The sequence below is a fragment of the Bradyrhizobium sp. SZCCHNR1043 genome (genome assembly GCF_032489675.1).
Classification (GTDB): Bacteria; Pseudomonadota; Alphaproteobacteria; order Rhizobiales; family Xanthobacteraceae; genus Bradyrhizobium.
The window spans coordinates 254568-277130 of sequence record NZ_JAUEYN010000013.1 but is presented as its reverse complement, the minus strand read 5'-3'; the positions used below and the strand labels follow the sequence as shown (position 1 = coordinate 277130).

The 22563-nt window shown below is 64.9% G+C and carries 24 protein-coding genes; 9 read left to right on the top strand and 15 right to left on the bottom strand.

Annotation, left to right across the window (positions count from 1 at the left end):
• The first annotated feature begins 134 nt into the window (after positions 1–134).
• Both greA and QX039_RS23720 read left to right on the top strand, forming a co-directional pair.
• A complete protein-coding gene (greA, locus tag QX039_RS23725) occupies positions 135–617 on the top strand; it encodes a transcription elongation factor GreA (RefSeq protein ID WP_315736223.1) in 483 nt (160 codons plus the stop codon).
• Between the two features lie 29 nt (positions 618–646).
• A complete protein-coding gene (locus tag QX039_RS23720; RefSeq protein WP_315736222.1) occupies positions 647–1111 on the top strand; it encodes a metallophosphoesterase family protein in 465 nt (154 codons plus the stop codon).
• A gap of 58 nt (positions 1112–1169) precedes the next feature.
• Here the strand turns inward: QX039_RS23720 and QX039_RS23715 are convergent, their stop codons facing one another.
• Complete coding sequence (locus tag QX039_RS23715) at positions 1170–3518, bottom strand: phosphocholine-specific phospholipase C (protein WP_315772775.1); 2349 nt, start codon at positions 3516–3518, stop codon at positions 1170–1172.
• A gap of 137 nt (positions 3519–3655) precedes the next feature.
• On the opposite strand from QX039_RS23715, the gene QX039_RS23710 reads away from it, so the two are divergent.
• Positions 3656–4561, top strand: coding sequence for a MurR/RpiR family transcriptional regulator (locus QX039_RS23710; RefSeq protein ID WP_315772773.1), 906 nt, complete (start codon positions 3656–3658; stop codon positions 4559–4561).
• A 62-nt stretch (positions 4562–4623) separates the two neighbouring features.
• Here QX039_RS23710 and QX039_RS23705 read toward each other — a convergent pair whose 3' ends face one another.
• On the bottom strand, positions 4624–7257 hold the full coding sequence (locus tag QX039_RS23705) for a TIGR02302 family protein (RefSeq protein ID WP_315772771.1): 2634 nt from the start codon (positions 7255–7257) through the stop codon (positions 4624–4626).
• A gap of 987 nt (positions 7258–8244) precedes the next feature.
• Between QX039_RS23705 and QX039_RS23700 the strand changes: the two genes are divergently transcribed.
• On the top strand, positions 8245–9453 hold the full coding sequence (locus tag QX039_RS23700) for an HNH endonuclease signature motif containing protein (protein WP_315772769.1): 1209 nt from the start codon (positions 8245–8247) through the stop codon (positions 9451–9453).
• Between the two features lie 3 nt (positions 9454–9456).
• Here the strand turns inward: QX039_RS23700 and QX039_RS23695 are convergent, their stop codons facing one another.
• Positions 9457–10038, bottom strand: a complete 582-nt coding sequence (locus QX039_RS23695) for a hypothetical protein (protein WP_315772768.1) — start codon at positions 10036–10038, stop codon at positions 9457–9459.
• Between the two features lie 181 nt (positions 10039–10219).
• Positions 10220–11104 carry a hypothetical protein gene (locus tag QX039_RS23690; protein WP_315772766.1) on the bottom strand — a complete coding sequence of 295 codons (885 nt, stop codon included), beginning with the start codon at positions 11102–11104 and terminating at the stop codon, positions 10220–10222.
• Between the two features lie 300 nt (positions 11105–11404).
• Between QX039_RS23690 and QX039_RS23685 the strand changes: the two genes are divergently transcribed.
• Positions 11405–11926: a YfbU family protein gene (locus tag QX039_RS23685; RefSeq protein WP_315772765.1), complete on the top strand. Its 522-nt coding sequence runs from the start codon at positions 11405–11407 to the stop codon at positions 11924–11926.
• Between the two features lie 106 nt (positions 11927–12032).
• Here QX039_RS23685 and argC read toward each other — a convergent pair whose 3' ends face one another.
• Entirely contained in the window at positions 12033–13007 is a 975-nt protein-coding gene (gene argC / locus QX039_RS23680; RefSeq protein WP_315772764.1) for an N-acetyl-gamma-glutamyl-phosphate reductase, read from the bottom strand.
• A gap of 107 nt (positions 13008–13114) precedes the next feature.
• Here argC and QX039_RS23675 point away from each other — a divergent pair, with 107 nt between their 5' ends.
• The gene (locus QX039_RS23675) at positions 13115–13432 is read left to right on the top strand and encodes a hypothetical protein (protein WP_315736214.1); all 318 of its coding nucleotides are present in this window, start codon (positions 13115–13117) and stop codon (positions 13430–13432) included.
• 15 nt (positions 13433–13447) lie between these two features.
• On the opposite strand, the gene QX039_RS23670 is transcribed toward QX039_RS23675, so the two are convergent.
• On the bottom strand, positions 13448–13771 hold the full coding sequence (locus QX039_RS23670; protein WP_315772762.1) for an addiction module antidote protein: 324 nt from the start codon (positions 13769–13771) through the stop codon (positions 13448–13450).
• 120 nt (positions 13772–13891) lie between these two features.
• Here QX039_RS23670 and QX039_RS23665 point away from each other — a divergent pair, with 120 nt between their 5' ends.
• Both QX039_RS23665 and QX039_RS23660 read left to right on the top strand, forming a co-directional pair.
• Positions 13892–14104: a hypothetical protein gene (locus QX039_RS23665; RefSeq protein ID WP_315736212.1), complete on the top strand. Its 213-nt coding sequence runs from the start codon at positions 13892–13894 to the stop codon at positions 14102–14104.
• Positions 14097–14393, top strand: coding sequence for a type II toxin-antitoxin system RelE/ParE family toxin (locus QX039_RS23660; protein ID WP_315736211.1), 297 nt, complete (start codon positions 14097–14099; stop codon positions 14391–14393). Before QX039_RS23665 ends, QX039_RS23660 begins: the two co-directional genes overlap by 8 nt.
• Positions 14394–14399: 6 nt before the next feature.
• Here QX039_RS23660 and lysA read toward each other — a convergent pair whose 3' ends face one another.
• The 3 genes from lysA to argH all read right to left on the bottom strand — a co-directional run bounded on the left by lysA (position 14400) and on the right by argH (position 17774).
• Entirely contained in the window at positions 14400–15665 is a 1266-nt protein-coding gene (gene lysA, locus QX039_RS23655) for a diaminopimelate decarboxylase (protein WP_315772761.1), read from the bottom strand.
• Positions 15666–16005: 340 nt separating this feature from the next.
• Entirely contained in the window at positions 16006–16299 is a 294-nt protein-coding gene (gene lptM, locus QX039_RS23650) for an LPS translocon maturation chaperone LptM (protein ID WP_315736209.1), read from the bottom strand.
• An 83-nt stretch (positions 16300–16382) separates the two neighbouring features.
• Positions 16383–17774: an argininosuccinate lyase gene (gene argH / locus QX039_RS23645; protein WP_315736208.1), complete on the bottom strand. Its 1392-nt coding sequence runs from the start codon at positions 17772–17774 to the stop codon at positions 16383–16385.
• A gap of 101 nt (positions 17775–17875) precedes the next feature.
• On the opposite strand from argH, the gene tlpA reads away from it, so the two are divergent.
• The gene (gene tlpA, locus QX039_RS23640; RefSeq protein ID WP_315736207.1) at positions 17876–18565 is read left to right on the top strand and encodes a thiol:disulfide interchange protein TlpA; all 690 of its coding nucleotides are present in this window, start codon (positions 17876–17878) and stop codon (positions 18563–18565) included.
• Between the two features lie 9 nt (positions 18566–18574).
• On the opposite strand, the gene QX039_RS23635 is transcribed toward tlpA, so the two are convergent.
• The 6 genes from QX039_RS23635 to QX039_RS23610 all read right to left on the bottom strand — a co-directional run bounded on the left by QX039_RS23635 (position 18575) and on the right by QX039_RS23610 (position 22452).
• Positions 18575–18772, bottom strand: coding sequence for a putative motility protein (locus QX039_RS23635; protein WP_315736206.1), 198 nt, complete (start codon positions 18770–18772; stop codon positions 18575–18577).
• 78 nt (positions 18773–18850) lie between these two features.
• Entirely contained in the window at positions 18851–19729 is an 879-nt protein-coding gene (locus tag QX039_RS23630; RefSeq protein ID WP_315736205.1) for a 3-hydroxybutyryl-CoA dehydrogenase, read from the bottom strand.
• 99 nt (positions 19730–19828) lie between these two features.
• A complete protein-coding gene (locus QX039_RS23625) occupies positions 19829–20773 on the bottom strand; it encodes an electron transfer flavoprotein subunit alpha/FixB family protein (RefSeq protein ID WP_315772760.1) in 945 nt (314 codons plus the stop codon).
• The gene (locus QX039_RS23620) at positions 20773–21522 is read right to left on the bottom strand and encodes an electron transfer flavoprotein subunit beta/FixA family protein (protein WP_315772759.1); all 750 of its coding nucleotides are present in this window, start codon (positions 21520–21522) and stop codon (positions 20773–20775) included. The genes QX039_RS23625 and QX039_RS23620 overlap by 1 nt, the downstream gene beginning before the upstream one ends.
• 118 nt (positions 21523–21640) lie before the next feature.
• A complete protein-coding gene (locus tag QX039_RS23615) occupies positions 21641–22213 on the bottom strand; it encodes a cob(I)yrinic acid a,c-diamide adenosyltransferase (RefSeq protein ID WP_315736202.1) in 573 nt (190 codons plus the stop codon).
• A 44-nt stretch (positions 22214–22257) separates the two neighbouring features.
• On the bottom strand, positions 22258–22452 hold the full coding sequence (locus tag QX039_RS23610; RefSeq protein ID WP_015664263.1) for a twin transmembrane helix small protein: 195 nt from the start codon (positions 22450–22452) through the stop codon (positions 22258–22260).
• Positions 22453–22563: the final 111 nt, after the last annotated feature.

Genomic DNA, 22563 nt, shown 5'->3' with positions numbered 1-22563 from the left:
ATATTAGAATGCGCGTAGCCGCTTCTGTCAAGCGCTCTCGCACGCCGCATGCGCGCACGGCTTGAAATCTGCGCAGCCGGCATGATCTCTCCCTGAGGGCCGCGACATCTCGCGGCCTTTTTCAGGAGTCCGGCGTGAGCGTTGCATTCACCAAGGAAGAGAGCGCCGAGACGGCCGCCGAAACGCAGCTACCCGACCGGCCGGTCTCGCCGCATCCGAACCTCGTCACCGAGGCGGGACTCAAGGCGCTCGAGGAGCAGTTGCGCGAGGCGCAGGCGGCGTTTGAAGCGGCGCAGGGGATCGAGGACGTGAATGAACGGCGACGGGAGTCGGCGCTGCCGCTGCGCGACGCGCGCTACTTTGCAGCGCGTGTCCGGACCGCGCAGGTGATGCCGGCGCCGACATCGACCGATCAGATCGCGTTCGGCAGCACGGTGACGTTCAAGCGCGGCGACGGCCGCGTGCAGACCTACACGATCGTCGGCGAGGATGAGGCTGATCCGAAGCGCGGCATGATCTCGCACGTCTCGCCGGTGGCTCGCCTGCTGATGGGCAAGTCGGCCGGCGACGTCGTCGAGGTTACCGGACAAGAGCTGGAGATTCTCACGATCGCCTGAGGCGGTACCCATCACGCCGGCAGGAAACGATGCTCAAAGTTGGAATCATCTCCGACACGCACGGGCTGCTGCGGCCGGAGGCAGTGCGATGTCTGTCGGGCGTCCATCACATCATCCACGCCGGCGATATCGGCCGGCACGAGATCGTTGACCGGCTTCGCCTGATCGCGCCGGTGACTGCGATCCGCGGCAACATCGACACGGCAGACTGGGCGAATGCATATCCTGCGACCGAGACCGTCAGGCTCGGCACGCATGCCGTCCATGTCGTGCACGACGTCCACGACCTCGCGATCGATTCTGCAACGTCGGGCATCGACATCGTCGTATCTGGTCACTCGCATCGCGCAGGCATCGAGACACGCGACGGCGTGCTCTACCTGAATCCAGGCAGCGCAGGGCCGCGTCGCTTCAAGCTGCCGATCACGCTGGCGACGCTGAACATCTCCGCAGGCCAACTGTCACCCGCGATCCACGATCTCGGCAGCGCCTGAGGCAAAGCGAAAGGGCGCCCATGGGCGCCCTCCCCGAACCTCGTATGAGATGCATCGATCAGAAGCGATCGGCCAGCGCCATCCCGGGGTCGCTGAACGAGGGACGGCCGGTCTCGACGTGGCCGGCGACGCGGCGATAGAAGCTGTCGTCGGTGTCGCTGGTGACGACGAAGTCGTACCAATGGCCGGACTTGCGCAGTTGCCAGTACAGCTCGCCGTGGCGTCCGGGCGCGGACACCTTGACCGTCCACGACGTGGACGGACCGCCATGGCCCGGTCCGGGGAAGAAGGTTGGCGCGCCGAAGCCGAAGCCCGGAGCATCGAAGTCGGGAGCCGAGCGGAAACCCGGCACCGCGCCAAGACCCACCGCATGGAAGCCGGGCAGCGGACCGAAGCCGGGACATCGGGGCTCCAGCGCGGCCGAGACCGAGGCGGTGACGGCCTGCAACGGCCCATAGATCTCGTTGGACTTCACCGTGAAGCTCGCGCGAGCATGACCGTCGTTGCGCAGCTGCATGTGCAGGCCGCCCTCGAAGACGTTGTAGCCGACGAAGATCTCGGGGCTGGCTGCATTCGACGGCCTGACCTTGTCGAGGTCGCCCTTGAAATGACGATGGAAGCCGTTCGGGCCGAGCACCCAGAGATCATACAGGCCGTCGCTGCCGACGCTCCATTCATCGTCGATCATCTTGCCGGCCTCGACGGTGTAGCGGCGCGGAATGAGATCGAGATGCTGCTTGTCGTAGACGTGGAACACGGCACCGGCGAAGCCGGTGTTGGCGAACAACAGCTTCACCTTGCCCGCGGCGGCGTCGACCTTCGCGGTGGCGTGCAGGATGTAGGGCAGCGGACGTGAATAACGCGCGCCGCTCTCCTGGAACAGCGGCTGCGGTGTCGCGGGCGCAACCGGCGCCGGCAACGTCTTCTGATGCGCGTCCGAGGCCTGCCAGTTGCTCTGGTCGGGCAGCTCCGGGAAGCGCGGATCGTTCGGGCTGGCGAAGTCGAACGCCGAGGTCAGGTCGCCCGAGACGGCGCGGTGCCACGGGCTGATGGCGTCGACCTTGATCGCAAAGCGCTTCTCGAGGAAGCGGCCGATCGAGGTGTGGTCGAACACCTGCGAGTTGACCCAGCCGCCCTTGCTCCACGGCGAAACGACGTACATCGGCACGCGCGCGGAGAGGCCCCAGGGACGGATGTTGCCGCTAATCGTGTCGGTCGCGGTCAGCACGTTGCCGACGGAGTTGGAGAAATACTCGCCATCGAGCGGCAGCGTCGCCTTGCCCATCAGCTTGCCGTTGATGTCATAGGACGGCACCGACGGTGCCGGCAGGTGATCGAAGAAGCCGTCATTCTCGTCGAAGGTCAGGAAGAAGACCGTCTGGCTCCAGACCTCGGGATTGGCGGTCAGCGCTTCCAGCACCTGGTCGGTGAAATTGCCGGCCCGCGTGGGACTGCCGCCGCCGGGATGCTCGGAGTTGGCCTGGGTCGGCAGTATCCATGACACCTCCGGCAGCGTACCGGCCATGACGTCGGCCTTCAGCCGGTCGAGATAATCCGGGCCGCCGGTCAGGCCGTGGACGTAGTTCGGATCACCCGGCTGGGCATGACGGAAGCTGGAGAACGCGAGGCAGCCGTGCATCGCGCCGGTCCAGTTGTCGTTCATGTCCTGATAGATGTGCCAGCTGACGCCGGCCTTGTTCAGCAGATCGGGCAGCGTGTCCCAGGCGAAGTCGCTGCCGACATATTTGTAGGTCGCCTGCGGCTGGGGCTGGCCGGCGACCCAATTGTGCGGGTTCGGCCAGCAGCGCAGGTTGTTGGGCTCGGAGTCGCTGGTCGTGGAGTTGATGCCCTGCGCGCGCAGCGCCGGATTGAAGTTGGAGCCCGACCAGAACTCGATCCGGTTCGGATCGGTGCCGGTGGTGATCGAGGCATGGTAGGCGTCGCACAGGGTGAAGGCCTCGGCGAGCGCGAACTGGAACGGGATGTCGTCGCGGCCGAAATAGCCCATCGCGTAGGGCGTCTTGTACTTCGCCCAATAGCCCATCTTGCCCTGATTCCAGGCCGCCTGGCTGTCGCCGAACGAGTGCGGCGTGCCGTAGCCGACCAGCGCGTTGGAGGTCGTGGAGTCGCGGTGATAGGGCGGAATCTCGCGGCTGCCGTCGGACTGGAACCAGACCGGCTTGCCGCTCTCCAACGGGATCGGGAAGCGGTCGCCGAAGCCGCGGACGCCGCGCAGCGTGCCGAAGTAGTGATCGAAGGAGCGGTTCTCCTGCATCAGGATGACGATGTGCTTGACGTCCTGAATGGTGCCGGTCCGGCGCCGTGCCGGAATGGCCAGCGCCTGGCGGATGCTGGCGAAGGCAGCCGCCGCCGTGGCGCCTGCCAAGAAATCGCGACGTGTTGTCATGCTGATACGACCTTTTGAAATCTTGAAGAACGTATTCAGGGTTGGCGGGGCGAGCCCGACCTGCTCCTGCGAACGTCGCTGGCGTATCAGCGCGACTTGACAGCGCTGTGAAATTTTTATTCACGAAATGAATCTGAATGAGATTTTCTCAGTATCGGGGGCGCAGCGTGATGGGATCGACCTTTCGTTCTGGGCCGGGCGCGAACGGCATCTTGTTTCGTATCCGCGAGCTGCAGAACGAGCTGCCGCCAAAGGCTAGGCAGATCGCGGAGCTGGTCATCGCCCGGCCGGAGCCGTTCATTCACATGTCGATCACGGAGGTCGCCGAGGCCTGCGGCGTCAGCGAGGGCACGATCGTGTCGTTCTGCCGGCGCGTGGGGGTGCGGGGGTTCCAGGAGCTCAAGATCATGCTGGCGCGGGACCTGATCGAGCCGGTGCGGCTGATCCAGGAGGACCTGCATCGCGGCGACGATCCGGCGACGGTCACGGACCACATCTTCGCGGCGCATGCCGCCTCGCTGCAGGAGACGCGGCGGCTGCTGTCGATGGACGCGCTGGCGCAGGCGGCCAGACTGTTGCGGGAAGCACGGCGGGTCGAGATCTACGGCATCGGCAGTTCGGCGCCGATTGCGCAGGACCTGTCGTATCGCCTGCTGCAGCTCGGGCTGGCGGCCAATGCGATCGTGGATTCCCACGTCCAGGCCGTCAGCGCCGGGATGACCGGGCCCGATGTCGCGACCGTCACGGTGTCGCATTCGGGCAGCACGGTCGAGACGGTGCTGGCGACGCGGCTGGCGCAGGCGGCGGGTGCGCGGACCATCGGCATCACCCGGCTCGGCAAGTCGCCGCTGGCGGCGCATTGCGAGGTGCTGCTCTACACCGTCGCCAACGAGACGCGCTATCGCCCGGAGGCGATGAGCAGCCGCGTCGCGCAGCTCGCGATCATCGACACGCTGGTCAGCTGCTGCGCGCTGACCGACACCGAGCGCTCCGTCGACCGGCTGCAGCACGCGGCGCGCATCCTGTCCGAGAAACGCTATTGACCGACGCGGCCTCCGGTCAGAACGGTGAGCCACGGGCATGACCTCCCGTGGCCGACCCATCCTCAATAGTCCTTCAGCAGCCGCTCGATGTAGTCGAGCTCGAGCTGCGGCCGCGACTGATCGCCGAGACGGCGGCGCAGCTCCTCGAGGATGCGGCGGACGCGCTGCACGTCGATCTCGCCCGGGATCTTCTGGGAGAAATCGTCGATGTCGCGGCCGGGATGCATCGGGCGTCCAAGCGGATCGGTCTGCTGCGCGCCCTGCTGGCGGCCGGCGCGCTGGCCGGGGCCGTCGCCGGGCTGGTCGCCGTCGCCCTGCTGCATCGCCTCGGCGAGGCTCTGTGCGCCCTTGCGCAGCGCGTCCAGCGCCTTGCCCTGCGATTCCACCGCGCCGTCGGCATTATTGTCGCCGAGCTGACTGCCGGCATCGCCCATCGCGCTGTCGGCGTCGTCGAGCCCGTCGCCGGAATCGCCCTGGTCGCCTTGATCACCGGGATCGCCCTGCTGACCCTGTTGCCCCTTCTGGCCTTTCTGACCCTTCTGGCCTTTTTCGCCCTTCTGGCCCATGCCGCGCTTGGCGAGCTGGTCCTGAAGCTGCTTGAGACGGTCGCGCAGCGCCTGCTGGTCCTGCTGCAGGTCGCCCATGCTCTGGTCCTGGTCGCCCTGCTGCTTGTTGCGGTTGCGGCGCGAATCCTGGCCCTGCTTGAAGGTCTTGTCGCGGAGCTGCTGCTGCTTGCGGATCATGTCGCCGAGCTCGTTGAGCGCCTGCTCCATGTCGTTGTCGCCGCCCTGGTTGGGCTGCGCCATCTGCAGGTTCTCCAGCATCTGCTGCAGCTGCTCGAGCAGCTCGCGTGCGCCCTCCTTGTCGCCCTGCCGCGACAGCCGCTCCATGCGGTCGATCATGTTCTGCAGGTCCTGCTGGCGCAGGATCTTGGTGTTCTGGTCGAGCGGCCGCTGCGCCATCTGCGGGTTGTTGCGCAGCTGCTCGGCGAGCTGGCGCATGTAGTTGTCCATCGCCTTGCGCAGATCCTCGGCGAGCTTCTTGATCTCCTCGTCGCTGGCGCCGCGCTCCAGCGCCTGCTTCAGCGCGTCCTGGGCCGCGCGCAGCGCCTTGTCGACGTCGGAGATGTTGCCGTCCTCGATGGTGACGGCGAGCGCCCACAGGCTCGCCACCACCTCGCGCAGCGCATCGTCGGTGCGCGCGGCCTCGAGCTGGCGCGTCACCGAGCGCAGGCCGAGATACTGGCCGGGCTCGGGCGTGAACAGCTCCGGCGCGATCGCCAGCGCATCGAGCGCGGTGAACACGTCGGCATTGCGGTTGCCGTCGAGCGCGAGGATGCGCCGCTGCTCGATCAGCGCCCGCGCCAGCGGCTTGGTGAACAACCGCTCCGGCAGCCTGGTCTCGAACGGCTCGCTGGTGCCCTCGTTGCCGGCCTCGTCCTTGGCCGTCAGCGTGAGCGTGACGTCGGCGCCGGCGTACGGGTCCTCGCTGAGATCCTTGACGGTCTGGCCGACGCCGTTGCGGGTGCGCGCATTTGGCAGCACCAGCGGAAACTCCGGCGGCTGGAACAGCGGCCGCGCGGCGGGCGCATCAGCCGTCTTGCTCTCGGCAGCCTTGTTTTCGACAGGCCGCGCAACGACCTTGGCGCGGGCTTCGGTGACGCCGTAATCATCCTCGAGCTTGTAGGACAGCTTCAGCGAGCCGCGCGCCTGCCGCTCGGGGTCCTTGGCCATGCTGATGACCGGCGGCTTGTCCGGCGTCGCCGCGAACACCCATTGCGGTTGCCCTGCGGGCGCGCGGACGTGAACGGTGCCGTCGGTCTTAATCGTGTAGTGCTTCTCGGTGGTGCCCTTCGGCGCCGCCTCGCCGGCCGCGCCCTCGCCGGGCGCCGCCTCGGCGACGCCGCCACCGGTGACGACATCGAGATTGCCGCCGCTGGAACGCACGATCAGCGTCGAGCCCTGGGGCACCACGATCGGGCCGCTCGCCGGCACCGCGCCTTCCTTGTTGGCGGCGGACAGGATGATCGGCGGCTTCGCGGTGTAGAGCGGCGGCTTGATCCAGGCATCGACCCGGATCGTCACCGGCGTCATCACGCCGTTCCAGTCGAACGCCGAGGCCACCCGCAGCGCCCGCTCGTCACCGGCCGCGATAGAGGTCGCGACCAGCAGCACGACGACCAGCGCGCGCACGGCCCAGGGATCGTGCAGCGACAGCCGCGGCCGCGGCGTCCCGGCGCGGATGCGCTTGATCGAGGCCAAAGTGCGCTCGCGCTGCGCCTGCCAAAGCGCGCGGGCCAGCGGATCCTGCGTGGTGAGCGTGTCGGTGAGCGCGGTGGCGGGGCGATGGGCGATGCCCGAGCCGCGATCGAGCCGCGCCAGGCCCTCGTCGCGGGTCGGCCAGCGATAGCGCAGCATTGGCACGGCGGCGCCGAGCAGCAGCAGCAGAAACAGCCCGACGCCGATCATGCGGACCGTGAACGGCAGGCCGAGCCAGAGTCCGGCCCAGGAGACGATCAGGAACAGACCGACGACCGTAAGCAGCCGAGCGAGATGCGGCCAGCCGCGCTCCCAGGCGATGGCGAGACGCGCCCGCTGCAGCGCCTGCGCCAGCTTCAGCCGCGCCAAGCCATCATGCGTCAGGCCATCGGGCGTGCTGCTTGCCGGCCCGGCCGGCTCGGGGGTGATGCCGCTCAACAATCTCTCCAGGTTGCCCGGATGTTCACCCTAGCACAAAGGCAGCCGTGAGGCACCCGCTCTGCGCGGGCTTTCCCGCCGCCGGCCGCGGTTCACACGGGAGTGTGACCGGCCGGGTTCCCGGGGAGTTACGGGGCGCCCTGATGACGGCTGGGCGTCCGGTGACAACGGAGAGATCCACGCCGCACACCCCAAACTCCGTCATTGCGAGCGCAGCGACGTGTCCGCCGAAGCCCTTCGGGCGAAGGCGGAAGCAATCCAGGGCTCCGGGCGGGACTCTGGATTGCTTCGTCGCTGCGCTCCTCGCAATGACGTCGTGGCGAACGTCACGTTGCACATGATCAAACACCCCCGCGGAGAAATCATCGGCGAGACGAGCACCGTCCTTCTCGCGGCGCAGTCGGCGCCCGAGTGATGCCCGCCATCTCACCCTCATCAGACAGAGGGCGCAGGGAAGACCGGGCGCCGGCCGGCGCCCATGGTCCGCGTGCAGCAAGAAAGCACGCGGCAGAACCACAGGCTCAGCCGAGATCACCCGGCCTTCCCTGCGCGATGGTGTTACGATTTATACGCGATCTTCCCGGGGAACGGCTGTCTTGCCCCCGTCGCAGTCGACTCGTCATCGGCCTGCTTGGCATCAGCACCGCGATGCCAGAACCACGCGACTTCATCGTCGCACCGGGGTCGTTCGTCCGCGCGAGCAAGCCCACGCTGCGCCCCAATGCGCCCACCGCATCCCGCACCCGACGTCCGTGACGATCGCGAAGCGCCCCCTCAGCGGGACGGGATGCGGCGAGTAGAGCATGATTTCGGATAAAGCGCAACAAGAATCTCGGTATACCGACTGAAACTGGATGAAGCGCGCGGACAGTGCTCGTGAATTTGGTTGTTCGACCTGACCTAGTCAGGCAAAATGGAGGCATCGTATTTGATGCGGGTAAAAGTCGTTGAAATTGAAATCGGCGCATTCTTTCAGGAAATAGCTGCGTGAGCCGGATTGACCGACAGCAGCCCGGCATGAGGGCAGAGCCTGATAGCGGCACCAACAGGACCGACCTTGCGCTGATTAGCCTCGGCGTCGCTACGACCAAGGCCGTAAAGCTAAGGAAGGCTGGCCACACGATCACCAAGCTCAAGCAGATGACCCGCGCTGAGCTGACGAAGCTTGGGCTGAACAAGCTAGTCGTTGACAATATCTTGGGAAGCGGCCGTCCGCCTATACCTCCTAAGAATCTGATCGAGGTGTTGTTTGCTAACCGCTTCACATGCTGTGTCTGCCGACAGCAGAAGCGCGGCGTGATTGTCCATCACATCAGGAAATGGGCCGAAACGCGCGATCACGGGATGGATAATCTGTCCGTCCTCTGCACCCTCGATCACGCTAAGGTCCATACTAAGAGCGAGCTGACGCAAAACATCGATGAAACGACCCTCCGCGGATTCAAACAGCGGTGGGAGTCTGACATTGCGCAGATGGATGCCGAGGCCATTCTCGATCAATCGCGCCAGCATCACGACGCGTGGGTCTACTTCAACCACCAGCGAGTCTTCGACCTAGCCGTGCAAAACAAGGTGAAGTTCAGTGAACTCGACGCGTTCGGGGTAGCCAAGATGCAGCAACTCTGTGACAGAAATGGGTTTCTTGTGCCCCGGAACCTCGATACTGGCTGGATGTACAGTGATGGCTACGGCCGGGTTCTCTATGCCTACGTGCGGGACGTTCTGCACGCCACCCTTCAGAAGATGACCATCGCGAATATCTCCGATGACCTGGAGAGAGGCGTGCTGTCGGCTCTGCTCAAGTCCGGCGACTTCATCCTAGTGCAAGGCCTGCACAGCTTCGCGAAACAGAACTCGATAGACAGGGGTCCTGGCCAGACTACTGATGGCATCAGGAAGGCGAATAGCGTGAGCGTGGAGTTCACGCTCGACCGGTTCGAGGCCACGTCATCTTCAGCCCACGGTCGTTGGGTTTCCGGCACCGTGGACGTGAGCAGTGTGATCCGGGTTGGTACAATTTTGTCGGAAGGGGGCAAGCTGCGGATACAGGGGACCGTCCTCGCTATCGCGATGGGGTTCTCCGGGTTTAAGACGCGGGAATACGCCAGCTTCCCATATCGCGCGGGCGTCTATCTACTCGACGACTTCGACGAGGACGACGATATCGGGCTGGACGATGATGACGGCAATGAGTGAACCTTACTTCTCGATGAGGCTGATAGTGTAGTTGGTTTGCTCGATCGTGTCGAACAGCTTGAGGCCGGATTTTTCCAGCAGCTGCTTGAACAGGTCATCCATGTCCTTGTAGGCCGTCATAATGGGCTCATGGGTCAGCGCCATCTGCCAGTCGGCTTTCAGATTATCGATGATATTCTGCTGATCGGGCGTTGCGCTGGTAACGTTATCGTACCGGATCTCCGCCGGCTTGCCGTGGGCAAGGGTGTCTCGCAGGTTCTTCATAGCCCGGAATGAACTCAGCGGCCGGGTCTCCCAGACGATCGGCATCTTGAAGGCGTTGAACACCGCGGCGACTTTGCTCTCGATCGGGTCGCGCTCGACGTAACCTTTGACGCACTTCATGCCGAAGAAATTGATATGCGCTTCGTTGGTGAACGCAATCGAGATTGCGCAGGCCAGATAGTCGAAGGCTATGCCCGTTCTGTCGTCTGACTCGATCTTCTTCTCAATCTGGCGTTTGAACCAGTAAGCTGAGTTTGCGAGATGGTTATGCAGGTAAACATCAGCCTTGCCAGTGACCTTCGCCTTGAGATCCTTGTCCATATCCCGCCCCTTCTTGCTTAGCCAAGTCACCTTGGGACTACGGTGACAGTCACCGTAGTCCCCGGCAAGATCCTGCCTACGATTGCGGCGACAGTGCACTAAACATTTGCGTTCCGCGGACTTAGGAATTTATCGAGACTTGGGTATTTGTTAAGTGCACTATCACCGCCATTCCCCGTCACTATAGCATCTGCTTTAAAATCATTTCGAAGACGCGTGCCGCTTCAGTCTCACCGATGCTATCGAGCTCCATGGAAAGACGTCTGCAGATCCCGGCCTCGAAATGCACTTCCTTGCCATCCTGGAATGTGAACGCGATCCTGGGTATTCCATCGATTCTCAGGTTGGATGGTTTCGCGCTAACCCAGGTCTCCAGCCCATAACGCCTGATGACTTCCCGCGCTCTGGGTGAGAATGCGGCGGTGGGAACAACCGGATCGCTAGCCTCGTATCGCCCGAACCGATCTAGCGCGCTTGGTTGAATGCGTTCCGCAGTCTCCATCAACGGCTCCCCGCCAATCATTTTGATCCGCTCCATCGGACTCTTCCGCGAAGGCACAATGTATCTATCGTTCACCGTGTCAAAGACCTTGAAATGGTACACAGTGACTCTCGAGTTCTGTGACTTCTTTTGCGAAACGGCAGTTGGAATTGCTCCGCGCACCCGCGGCACAATTCGTGCTGGACCGGGAAGCGATGCAATGGCAAGCGCCACCGCAGCAAGACAGCTTCCTTCGCAGGGAAAACCACAGGCAATTGCATCCTTATTGTCTAGCGGGGCTCCAACCTGAAAGAAAATACCATTGGCGTCGCGTTGCGGCATCAGCTTGACGACGTCGGTCAATTCGTCACCGGCTTCACTGATATCGGCATATAGGTCGCGCAATTCATCAAGAACACCCGCAGGGGCCGTTCTGCGATCGCTGCACCATGACTTTATAGTGTCGATCCTGGTTCCATGAAAACTCGCTGCATCTGCCTGAGACAGACCACAGCGCTGGCGTAGTAGGTCGTAGACACTGGTCACAGCGTCGCTTTCAATTAGCGCAGTTGATGCGATATCCATCGGTGGGCTCTCCGTTTCCCGAGCGTCGGGCTATCCCAACGCATCAAAGACTGTACACTTTAGGTGTACAGACGTAAAGTCTAGATCTTCGGCGCACAAGACGAGTGGCTGACCGGAGGCGATTCAACCAGAGAACCACCAGTTCACGACGCTGCCCTCGCGGCCAGAGGGCCGGCCTACCCAGGATCTGCGCATCCAAGGCGAACAGAACCCCCGGGACGAATTTTTCAGTAAGAACCTTGACGCTCTTTCGGGAAGAACCGACATACAAGCGAGTAGTTTCTCGAAAGGATATCAGAAATGGTATTGAGCGATGGCGAACGGCTGATATTGGTTATGTTAGCGGAAGTTTATAAGCATCACGGCATCAAGGGCGAGATCGATCCCGACTTCGTGCTGGCGACTATTTTTAACAACCAAACATGGGCGTTTCGTTGGAAGTACGGATCCATCGTACGCGAGGACCAGAAGCAACCGGAAATCGTCGAAGAGACCTGCGACATCCTCGACATGTACCGGCACATGTCAAACAGTCTCAAGAAATTAGATGCAGCCCAACTATCAGCTATAAAGAAAAGAACTGATCCTTTTGATGATTACCTAAAATTCCAAGGTTTCGACTTCAACAACGACGAGCACGCGACTGTGGTCGACCACTTGGTCAAACATCTCGACCGGTATACCGAGATCAATCCGGACCTTAATTCCCATAGTTCGGCAACAATCCAACAGTATCGCAAGATGCTTACGCGCTATCAGAAGAACAGACCCGCTCATGGGGAGCTCACACCTGAGCAAATCATCGCGATTGTAAAAGGCTAGCGCCCCGCCAAATCACATCTCACGACCACGGTGCAAGCCTCTCCGTCGCAATCAGCGCCCGGGGCCTCAATCCGCGACCGGGCCACAGGCCTGGTCGCCCAAGCCCTCACGGCCAAACCGGCGCCCCCTCCAGTCCCGCCGTCTCCGGCAGCCCGCACATCAGATTCGCGTTCTGCACCGCCTGCCCGGCGGCGCCCTTGCCGAGATTGTCGACGACGCCGAGCGCGATCACCAGATTGCGGTCGGGGTCGGCGGCGTAGCTGACGAAGGCGAGGTTGGAGCCGGTGGCCCATTTGGTCTGCGGCGGCGTGTCGGTGACGCGGACGAAGGCGCTGCCTTCGTAGAAGCGGCGGGCGGCGTCGAGGCATTGCGCCGTCGTGGCGCGGCCGCGGGCGTAGATCGTGGCGAGGATGCCGCGGGTCATCGGCACCAGATGCGGCGTGAACACGAGGCCGGCGGCGCTGCCGCCGTCGAGGCGCGCGATCGTGCTTTCGATCTCGGGCATGTGAACGTGCCTGAGCAGGCCGTAGGGGATCAGGTTCTCGTTGCTCTCGGCGTAGCCGAATTTGCTGTCGCCGCCGCGGCCGGCGCCGGAGATGCCGGTCTTGGCGTCGATCACGATGTTGTCGGGCGAGATCAGCTTCTCGGCCAGCAGCGGCGCCAGCGGGGTCAGCGCCGCCGCCGGGAAGCAGCCGGGATTGGCGATGCGGGTCTTGCCCGCGATCTCCTGGGGCCAGACGTCGGCGAGGCCGTAGGTCCAGCCGTCGGCGTAGCGGTGGTCGCCGCCGATGTCGACGATCTTCACGTCCGCCGGCACGCGCGCCAGCGCCTCCCGCGAGGCGCCGGTGGGAAGCGAGGCGAACAGCACGTCGAGCTGCGGCAGGCGCGTGGGGTCCCACTTCTCGATCACGAGATCGGCGAGCCTGGCCGGCACGCCGGGGAAGCGCTCCGCCAGCCGGTCGCCGGCGCTGCCCTCGCCCGCGGCGTAGACCAGCTCGAACGAGGGATGCCCCGCGACCAGGCGCATCGCCTCGCCGCCGCCAAAACCGCTGATCCCGACGATGCCGACGCGAATGCTCATGGGTGGGGTCCTGCTGGTAGAGTGACGGAACGGGTTGAGTGAGGTAACCGGCTGGCGGGGCCATATGCGGTATCCCGGGTCCTGCCCGCAAGGGGTGAAGAACAACAATGAGCACCATCGATCCAAGCCGATATCCGCTCTTCGATCGAATGGCCGGCGGGCTTTTTCAGGGGGTGTCGAAAGTCTTCGCATCGGAAGATGAGCTGGGCGTCTTCCTGATCGAGTTCTTTGGGGACGACGAGCTTGAACCACTGCTGGCCGAGCTTCGGGACATTTCGACGATGGAGATGAGCGACCAGGACTGGGAAGCGTATTGGTGGCGTAGCCCGGCTCAGAGCGCGCCTCAGGATGCCCTGTCGAGCCATCGACTGCTACAGGCCGTCATCGGTGAGATCGTCGCGTGTCTCGAACGACGTCCGAGATGATGGCGACGCGGATGATCACCGCGACGCCGCGGCTTTCGTCTTCGGCTTGGCGCGGGCCGGCTCGGCCGTCAACCGGATTCCCATCGCGGTCATGATCCGCAGGACGGTCGCGAACTCCGGGTTGCCGTTCTCGCCGAGCGTCTTGTAGAGCCCTTCCCGCGTCACGCCGACGGCCTTGGCAACCTGGCTCATGCCCTGCGCGCGGGCGACGAGATTGAGCGCGTCGCGGACCTCGGCGGGATCACCGTCGGCGAGCACGAGGTTGAGATACTCCGCGCGGGCGGCCGGGGTGCGGAGATGCTCAGCGGCGTCGAATGTCTTGAGCTTGCTGATCTTCATCCTCAATCCTCCAATGTCGCCGCGAGGTCCTGGGCGTTCCGGATGTCCCTGTCCTGGGTGCGCTTGTCGCGCTGCGGCAGACCGGCCCCCCTCGCATCTCCCGGTGGCCCGTGCTATTTTATGGATATGACCGACGCTACCACCCGTGCAATGCCTTCCGCGCTGCCGCCGAGCGAAGCCGAGCTTGCCGAATGGCAGGCTTTGAGCCGCGACGAGCAGCTCGCGCGCTACCGCGAAGTGCTGCAGCATACCGATTGCGCGCGCATCAGCAGCTCGACCATGAGCGATATTCGCGCCGAGGCACAACGGCGGGCGGCGGCTCGCCGTGGCTGAGTTCAAGCTCTCAGCCCGCGCCGAGGCTGATCTGCTTGAAATCTACGATTATACGAACAGCACTTTTGGTACGTACCAAGCCGACGCCTACCATGCCGGGCTTGAGCGGACGTTCGATCTGCTGGCGAATTTTCCGCGGATCGGTGCGAGTGTGGACGATATTGCGCCCGGGCACCGGCGGTTTCGGTTCCAGGCGCATATCGTGTTCTACACCGAAGATCGCGACGGCGTCGTGATCCGCGCCATCATGCATCACTCGCGCGAGATCAGGCCCGATCTGTTCGATTGATCGTCCTCACAGCCAGGGCGCCGGCGTGTCCATGGCGATCAGCTGCTCGACCTCGATGCGCGGCCTGATCACCGCTGACTGGTCGCCCTTGACCAGGACCTCGGGCACCAGCGCGCGGGTGTTGTAGGTGCAGGCCTGGACGGCGCCGTAGGCGCCTGATGTCATGATGGCGAGGAGGTCGCCCGGCTTGGGCTCGGGCAGCGTGCGGTCGAGCGCGAGGTAGTCGCCGCTCTCGCAGACCGGGCCGACGACGTCGGCTGTGAAGGACGGCGTACCCGGCGCGGGCTTGATCACCGGCAGGATGTCGTGATGGGCCTCGTAGAGCGTCGGGCGGATCAGATCGTTCATCGCGGCGTCGATGATGACGAAGTTCTTGGCCTCGCCGTGCTTCACGTAGATCACCTTGGCGACGAGGATGCCGGCATTGCCGACGATCATGCGGCCGGGCTCGAACATCAGGGTGCAGCCGAGATTGTGCGAGACGCGCTTGACCATCGCGGCATAGGCCGCCGGCTCCGGCGGCACCGCACGGTCCATGTGATAGGGGATGCCGAGGCCGCCGCCGAAATCGACATGGGAGATGTCGTGGCCGTCGGCGCGCAGCGTCTGCACGAACTCGGTGAGGATGCGGAACGCCGTCTCCATGGGGCCGAGATCGGTGATCTGGCTGCCGATATGGACGTCGACGCCGGTGACCTTGATGCCCTTCATCTTCGCCGCGCGGGCGTAGACGCGGCGGGCGTGGTCGAGCGGGATGCCGAACTTGTTCTCCGACTTGCCGGTCGAGATCTTGGCGTGGGTGCCGGCGTCGACATCCGGATTGACGCGCACGGAGATGCGGGCGGTGTGCCCCGTCTCATTGGCGAGCCGCGCCAGCAGATCGAGCTCGGGCTCGGACTCGATGTTGAGGCAGTGGATGTCGGCCGCGAGCGCGGCGCGCAGCTCGGCCTCGGTCTTGCCGACGCCGGAGAACACGATCTTGCGCGAGGCGATGCCGGCCGCCAGCGCGCGCTTCAATTCACCGCCGGAGACGACGTCGGCGCCGGCGCCGAGATTGGCCAGGGTGCGCAGCACCGACTGGTTGGAGTTGGCCTTCATCGCGTAGCAGATCAGCACGTCCTGGCCGGTGAAGGCCTCAGCGAACACGCGGTAGTGCCGCTCCAGGGTCGCGGTGGAGTAGCAGTAGAACGGGGTGCCGACGGTGGCGGCGAGGGAGATGAGATTGACGGCCTCGGCGTGCAGCACGCCGTCGCGGTAGTCGAAGTGATTCATGGGTCTGATCCGCGCACGGGGCCGCGAGAAGGTTGATTGTGGCGGCGAATTGCCGGGAAATGAGCCGGAATGTCAATTGAAGCTGCCGTCCTCGCCGAGGCACAGATGCCGCGCCGTCCGGGCCTCATGGTTCGAGACGCGCCGCGCGCGGCGCTCCTCACCATGAGGGTGGAGATCTCGCCGGGGGCCAGGTCGCGCCACAAGTTCAGTCCTCGTCCTGAGGAGCCCGCCGGAGGCGGGCGTCTCGAAGGACGGTGGCGGCCTAGGTGCCTGCGCAGGCGTCGGTCGGATGCGATCTCCCCCGGAGAAGGGGTGGTGCCCGTCGCGGGCGCGTCAGCCGCTATTTGCTGTCGAGCAGCGGGTCGAGGATGAAGGGTTTCTTCTGGCCGCGGGTGGCGGCGGGGGCGGCGTCGGCGCCGTAGCCGGAGTTGAACAGGCCGGGCTTGTTCGCAGCTTCCGTCGCGGTGTCGGCGGGAGCGGCCGACATCTGCGGCGCCGGCGGGGAATTGGCCGGCAGGTCCAACGGGCCCTTGCGCCCGCAGGCGGCGAGCAGAAGGGCTGTGGCGCCCAGGACGAGGACGACCCGGGCGGCGGAGGTTGGACGACGAGCGCGATTCACGTGTGAGATCCCCATGCGGGCGGCACCATACAGAGATTGACCGGATGTGGCGAGTGCCGGAGAGCCACGCCACGCCGGTCAAATTTCAGACAGCAGCCCTACTTTCGCTGTTTTTCCAGCCGCTTCAGCCAGCTCTTGGCCTGGGACGCCACGTTCTTCGGCGCGGTGCCGCCGTAGCTGATGCGGCTCTTCACGGAGGACTCGACCGAGAGCATGCCGAGCACCTCGGCTGATATCTTGGGCTCGACCTCCTGCATCGCCGTCAGCGGCAGCTCGTGCAGGGCCACGCCCTGCTTGGCGGCCAGAGCCACGATCCGCCCGGTGACGTGGTGGGCCTCGCGGAACGGCATCTTGAGCGTGCGCACCAGCCAGTCGGCGAGATCGGTCGCGGTGGCATAGCCCTCGCCGGCGGCGGCCTTCATGCGGGCCTCGTCCGGCACGAGGTCGAGCGCCATGCCGGTCATGGCGCGCACGGCAAGCGACAGCGCCGCGAACGCCTCCATCGCGCCCTGCTTGTCCTCCTGCATGTCCTTCTGGTAGGCGAGCGGCAGGCCCTTCATCACGATCAGCAGCCCGTTCAGCGCGCCGATGACGCGACCCGTCTTGGCGCGCACCAGCTCGGCGGCGTCCGGATTGCGCTTCTGCGGCATGATCGAGGAGCCGGTGGTGAACTTGTCCGACAGCTTGATCAGGCCGACCAGCGGCGAGGTCCAGATCACGATCTCCTCGGCGAAGCGCGACAGGTGCACCGCGCAGATCGAGGCGGCCGACAGCGTCTCCAGCACGAAGTCGCGGTCCGACACCGCATCCAGCGAATTGGCCATCGGGCGCTCGAAGCCGAGCGCCTCGGCGGTGGCGTGGCGGTCGATCGGGAACGAGGTGCCGGCGAGCGCGGCGGCACCGAGCGGCGATTCATTGAGGCGCTTGCGGGCATCGATGAAGCGGCCGCGGTCGCGCCCGGCCATCTCGACATAGGCCAGCAGATGGTGGCCGAAGGTGACGGGCTGGGCGGTCTGGAGATGGGTGAAGCCGGGCATCACGGTGCCGGCGAACGCCAGCGCGCGGGTCGCGAGCGCATGCTGGTAGGCGGCCAGCGCGGCGTCGATCTCGTCGATGGTGTCGCGCACGAACAGGCGAAAATCGGTCGCGACCTGGTCGTTGCGCGAGCGCGCGGTGTGCAGGCGGCCCGCGGCCGGGCCGATCAGCTCGCCGAGCCGGCTCTCGACATTCATGTGAATGTCTTCCAGCGCCCGCTTGAACTGGAACGACCCCTTGGTGATCTCTGACAGAATCGTGTCTAGACCCTTGCCGATATTTTTCGCATCAGTCGCGGTGATGATGCCCTGGGCGGCGAGCATGGCGGCGTGCGCCTTGGAAGCGGCAATGTCCTGTGCGTAGAGATGGCGATCGACGTCGATCGAGACGTTGATGTCCTCCATGATCGCGTCGGGACGCTCCGAGAACCGTCCGCCCCACATCTTGTTGCTCATGCCTGAACCGCTCTTAAGACCTTGCTGACCGCCATGGGATGGGACACACCGTCCGGCGCCGCCCCGAAACTCGCGCTCCTGATAGCCGCAACCGACCCGAGATGACAAACGATAAGCCTGACCCGTCCCCTGCCCGCCCCGCCCGCTCGCGCCGGACGCTGCTCGCGGCCAGTGCCGTCGCGGTCGTCGCCGCGGCTGGCATCGCCGCGGTGGCGTTTGGCGGATTGCTGAAGGGACGGCCGTCGGGCGACCAGGCGTGCCAAGCGGCGGTCGCCACCGCCAAGCGGATCGCGCCGCTGATCAAGGGCGAGGTGGCGGCGCTGACGGCGGCAACAGTGCCGCTGCGGCTGCCGGATCTCGCCTTCGAGGACGCCGCAGGCGCGTCGAAGAAGCTGTCGGATTTCCGCGGCAAGACGGTGTTATTGAACCTCTGGGCGACATGGTGCGTGCCGTGCCGCAAGGAGATGCCGGCGCTGGACGGGCTGCAGGCCAGGCTCGGCGGCGACGATTTCCAGGTGGTCGCCGTCAACATCGACACCCGCGATCCGGAGAAGCCGAAGGCGTTCCTCAGCGACGCCAAGCTGACGCAGCTCGCCTATTTCAGCGACCAGAAGGCCAAGGTGTTCCAGGACCTGAAGGCGGTCGGCCGCGCGCTGGGCATGCCGACCTCGGTGCTGGTGGATTCGAATGGCTGCGAGATCGCGACCATCGCGGGTCCCGCCGAATGGGACAGCGCCGACGCGGTCAAGCTGATCCAGGCGGCGACATCGAAGGCGGCCGCGGGCCTGTAACCAGAGATATCAGGCCGCGATGTTGAGATTGCCGCCGACGCCGGGGCCGGCATTGGCGAGCGACAGCGTCTGCTGCGCGCCGCCGAGCAGCGTCATGACGGCATCCTTCTGGGCGTTCAGGTTCTGCTTCATCACCGACGTCGCGACCTGCTGCTGAATCGCACCCGTCTGCTGCGCCATGACCGCAGCCACCAAGCTCATATCCATACGCGCTTACCTCTCTGGGGCACATGCTAGCCGAGGAGGCTTAACGAAGCGTATCGAGGGAGCCGCGGTGGCGGGAAATTAGCGGGTCGGCACCGGCTTGGGGCCGCGGTAATCGTAGAAGCCACGCTGCGTCTTGCGGCCGAGCCAGCCGGCCTCGACATATTTCACCAGCAGCGGACAGGGCCGGTATTTGGAATCCGCCAGCCCCTCGTGCAGCACCTGCATGATGGACAGACAGGTATCGAGGCCGATGAAATCGGCAAGCTCCAGCGGGCCCATCGGGTGATGCGCGCCGAGCTTCATCGCCGCATCGATCGCCTCGACGTTGCCGACGCCCTCATACAGCGTGTAGATCGCCTCGTTGATCATCGGCAGCAGCACGCGGTTGACGATGAAGGCCGGAAAATCCTCGGAGACGGCGACCTGCTTGCCGAGCCGTCCGACGAACTCCTTGGCGGCCTCGAAGGTGGCGTCGTCGGTGGCGATGCCGCGGATCAGCTCCACCAGCTCCATCAGCGGAACCGGGTTCATGAAATGGATGCCGATGAAGCGCTCGGGGCGGTCGGTGCAGGCGGCGAGCCGGGTGATCGAGATCGACGAGGTGTTGGAGGCGATGATCGCCTCCGGCTTCAGCACCGCGCACAGATCGTGGAAGATCTTGCGCTTGACGTCCTCCTTCTCGATCGCCGTCTCGATGACGAGATCGCAATCGGCCAGGCCGTCGAGGGTTTCGGTGATCGAGATATGGCCGAGCGCCTGATTGCGGGCCTCCTCGGAGATGACCTTCTTGGCCACCTGACGGGTCAGGTTGCCGTTGATGGTGGCCATGCCCGACTTCAACCGGTCGGCAGTGACGTCGTTGAGCACCACGTCGAGCCCGGCCAGCGCGGCGACATGCGCGATGCCGTTGCCCATCTGTCCTGCGCCGATCACACCGAGCTTGTTGATCTGAGCCATGTTGTCATCCACCCGGACGGCACGCCTGCTGCGCCCGTCCATGCCCTTAGAAGTGAGAACACCGGCCGCCGCGGTCCCATGCGGCCGGTGCCAGCAGCGTTATTTGCCGAGCTTGCCGAGCGCCTCGGTCAGCTCGGGGACCGCCTGGTAGAGATCGGCCACTAGGCCGTAATCAGCCACCTGGAAGATCGGCGCGTCCTCGTCCTTGTTGATCGCGACGATCACCTTGGAGTCCTTCATGCCGGCCAGATGCTGAATGGCGCCTGAAATGCCGACCGCGACATAGAGCTCCGGCGCCACGACCTTGCCGGTCTGGCCGACCTGCCAGTCGTTCGGCGCGTAGCCTGCGTCAACCGCGGCACGCGAGGCGCCGACGCCGGCGCCGAGCTTGTCAGCCAGCGGCTCGATGTATTTGGCGAAGTTCTCGCGGCTCTGCATCGCGCGACCGCCGGAGACGATGATCTTGGCCGAGGTCAGCTCGGGGCGGTCGCTCTTGGCGACCTCCTCGCCGACGAAGGTCGACAGCGCCGGATCGCCGGCCGCCGCCACCGTCTCGACCGCGGCGCTACCGCCCTCGCCGGCCGCGGCGAAGGTCGAGGTGCGCACGGTGATGACCTTCTTGGCGTCCTTCGACTTCACGGTCTGGATCGCGTTGCCGGCATAGATCGGCCGCTCGAACGTGTCGGGCGCGACGACCTTGATGATCTCCGACACCTGCATCACGTCGAGCAGGGCGGCGATGCGCGGCATCACATTCTTGAAGCGCGAGGTCGCGGGGGCTACGATCGCGTCGTAGTTGGCGGCGAGCTTGACGACGAGGTCGGCGAGCGGCTCGGCGAGATCATGCGCGTAGGCCGCGTCGTCGGCGAGCAGCACCTTCTTGACGCCTGCGAGCTTGGCGGCGGCATCGGCCGCGCCCTTGGCGCCCTGGCCCGCGACCAGCACGTCGACATCGGCGCCGAGGGCAGTGGCCGCCGTCAGCGCCTTGTTGGTCGCGTCCTTGATCCCGGCATTGTCGTGTTCGGCAATCAGCAGCGTGGCCATCAGAGCACCCCCGCCTCGGTCTTGAGTTTGTTGACGAGCTCGGCGACGTCCTTGACCTTGACGCCGGCCTTGCGGCCCGCCGGCTCGGTGGTCTTGAGCACCTCGAGCCGCGGCGTGAGATCGACGCCGGCGTCGGCGGCGGTCTTCTCGGCGATCGGCTTCTTCTTCGCCTTCATGATGTTCGGCAGCGACGCATAGCGCGGCTCGTTGAGGCGCAGGTCGGTGGTGACGATCGCCGGCCCCTTCAGCTTCACGGTCTGCAGGCCGCCATCGACCTCGCGGGTGACCTTGAAGTCGGAGCCGTCGACCTCGAGCTTGGAGGCGAAGGTCGCCTGCGCCCAGCCGAGCAACGCCGCCAGCATCTGGCCGGTCTGGTTCGAGTCGTCGTCGATCGCCTGCTTGCCGAGGATGATCAGGCCCGGCTGCTCCTCCTGGGCGACGGCCTTGAGGATCTTGGCGACCGCCAGCGGTTCCACGTTGCCCTCGGCCTTGACCAGGATGCCGCGGTCCGCGCCCATCGCGAGCGCCGTGCGGATCGTCTCCGAGGCCTGCGCGGGGCCGATCGAGACCACCACCACCTCGGTCGCCTTGCCGGCTTCCTTCAGCCGCAGCGCTTCCTCGACGGCGATCTCGTCGAACGGATTCATCGACATCTTGACGTTGGCGAGCTCAACGCCCGATCCGTCGCTCTTGACGCGGACCTTGACGTTGTAATCGACCACCCGCTTGACCGGCACCAGAACCTTCATCGATCCTCTTTCGCTCTAAATTGTCCGGGGTTGACCTTTCGGGCGCGGAACCTAAAGCCCCCATCCCCCCCGGTCAACGCGCGACGGGCGAAAAAACGCAGGCCCGCACGCCGCCGGGTTAACGGTTTTGCCCGGGCACCCACAACACGTCGCCGGCGCCGTTCCGGTTCGCGGCCCGGCTCGCCACGAACAGGAAATCCGACAACCGGTTCATATAACGAATGGCGGCCTCGCTGACCGGCTCGTCGGGCTTGCCGGCGAGCTCCGTCATGATCCGTTCCGCCCTGCGGCAAATGGTACGCGCCACATGCAGATGCGCCGCCGCCGCGGTTCCCCCGGGCAGCACGAACGACGTCAGCGGCGAGAGCCGTTCGTTCAGCGTATCGATGTCACGCTCCAGGCGGTCGACCTGGCTGGCGACGACGCGCAGCCGCTCCGCCTTGCCCTCGCGCTGCGGCACGGCCAGATCGGCGCCGAGGTCGAACAGATCGTTCTGGATCAGGCCGAGCATCGCATCGATCTCGGGCGCATCGGCCAGATGCAGCCGGACCACGCCGATCGCAGCGTTGGTCTCGTCGACGGTTCCATAGGCGGAGACGCGCAGATCGTACTTGGGACGGCGCTCGCCATTGCCGAGCGCGGTCGTGCCGTCGTCACCGGTCCGCGTGTAGATGCGATTCAGGACCACCATGCTGCTTCTCAACGTCCGTTTCTCGACGCCTCGGCGTCTCGGTCTCAGCGCCCCATCGCCCAGATCGCCGCCATGGCAATGACGACCGCGACGAACTGCAGGATCACCCGCCAGCGCATCAGCTTCTGCGACAGGTTCGGCGAGCCGCCGCGCGTCATGTTGACGAGGCCGAGAAACAGCACAAGGGCGACCGCGCCGACGGCGATGGGAAGGATGAATTTACCGAGAAGTGAAGCCATCGGGGCTAGATAACACCGCAGACGCAAGAGCGCCATGGCGGATCCGCGCGGCCGGCGCTGCAACTTCTGGCTTTTGGACCCGTAATATCGGATTGTACAAACCAAGTTTCT

What these genes read in the sequence shown, in the direction of transcription:
- QX039_RS23720 (WP_315736222.1), top strand. Translation starts at nt 647, where the DNA reads ATGCTCAAAGTTGGAATCATCTCCGACACGCACGGGCTGCTGCGGCCG.
- QX039_RS23715 (WP_315772775.1), bottom strand. Translation starts at nt 3,518, where the DNA reads ATGACAACACGTCGCGATTTCTTGGCAGGCGCCACGGCGGCGGCTGCC.
- QX039_RS23710 (WP_315772773.1), top strand. Translation starts at nt 3,656, where the DNA reads ATGAGATTTTCTCAGTATCGGGGGCGCAGCGTGATGGGATCGACCTTT.
- QX039_RS23695 (WP_315772768.1), bottom strand. Translation starts at nt 10,038, where the DNA reads ATGGACAAGGATCTCAAGGCGAAGGTCACTGGCAAGGCTGATGTTTAC.
- QX039_RS23690 (WP_315772766.1), bottom strand. Translation starts at nt 11,104, where the DNA reads ATGGATATCGCATCAACTGCGCTAATTGAAAGCGACGCTGTGACCAGT.
- QX039_RS23685 (WP_315772765.1), top strand. Translation starts at nt 11,405, where the DNA reads ATGGTATTGAGCGATGGCGAACGGCTGATATTGGTTATGTTAGCGGAA.
- argC (WP_315772764.1), bottom strand. Translation starts at nt 13,007, where the DNA reads ATGAGCATTCGCGTCGGCATCGTCGGGATCAGCGGTTTTGGCGGCGGC.
- QX039_RS23675 (WP_315736214.1), top strand. Translation starts at nt 13,115, where the DNA reads ATGAGCACCATCGATCCAAGCCGATATCCGCTCTTCGATCGAATGGCC.
- QX039_RS23670 (WP_315772762.1), bottom strand. Translation starts at nt 13,771, where the DNA reads ATGAAGATCAGCAAGCTCAAGACATTCGACGCCGCTGAGCATCTCCGC.
- QX039_RS23665 (WP_315736212.1), top strand. Translation starts at nt 13,892, where the DNA reads ATGGATATGACCGACGCTACCACCCGTGCAATGCCTTCCGCGCTGCCG.
- lysA (WP_315772761.1), bottom strand. Translation starts at nt 15,665, where the DNA reads ATGAATCACTTCGACTACCGCGACGGCGTGCTGCACGCCGAGGCCGTC.
- lptM (WP_315736209.1), bottom strand. Translation starts at nt 16,299, where the DNA reads ATGGGGATCTCACACGTGAATCGCGCTCGTCGTCCAACCTCCGCCGCC.
- argH (WP_315736208.1), bottom strand. Translation starts at nt 17,774, where the DNA reads ATGAGCAACAAGATGTGGGGCGGACGGTTCTCGGAGCGTCCCGACGCG.
- tlpA (WP_315736207.1), top strand. Translation starts at nt 17,876, where the DNA reads ATGACAAACGATAAGCCTGACCCGTCCCCTGCCCGCCCCGCCCGCTCG.
- QX039_RS23635 (WP_315736206.1), bottom strand. Translation starts at nt 18,772, where the DNA reads ATGGATATGAGCTTGGTGGCTGCGGTCATGGCGCAGCAGACGGGTGCG.
- QX039_RS23630 (WP_315736205.1), bottom strand. Translation starts at nt 19,729, where the DNA reads ATGGCTCAGATCAACAAGCTCGGTGTGATCGGCGCAGGACAGATGGGC.
- QX039_RS23625 (WP_315772760.1), bottom strand. Translation starts at nt 20,773, where the DNA reads ATGGCCACGCTGCTGATTGCCGAACACGACAATGCCGGGATCAAGGAC.
- QX039_RS23620 (WP_315772759.1), bottom strand. Translation starts at nt 21,522, where the DNA reads ATGAAGGTTCTGGTGCCGGTCAAGCGGGTGGTCGATTACAACGTCAAG.
- QX039_RS23615 (WP_315736202.1), bottom strand. Translation starts at nt 22,213, where the DNA reads ATGGTGGTCCTGAATCGCATCTACACGCGGACCGGTGACGACGGCACG.
- QX039_RS23610 (WP_015664263.1), bottom strand. Translation starts at nt 22,452, where the DNA reads ATGGCTTCACTTCTCGGTAAATTCATCCTTCCCATCGCCGTCGGCGCG.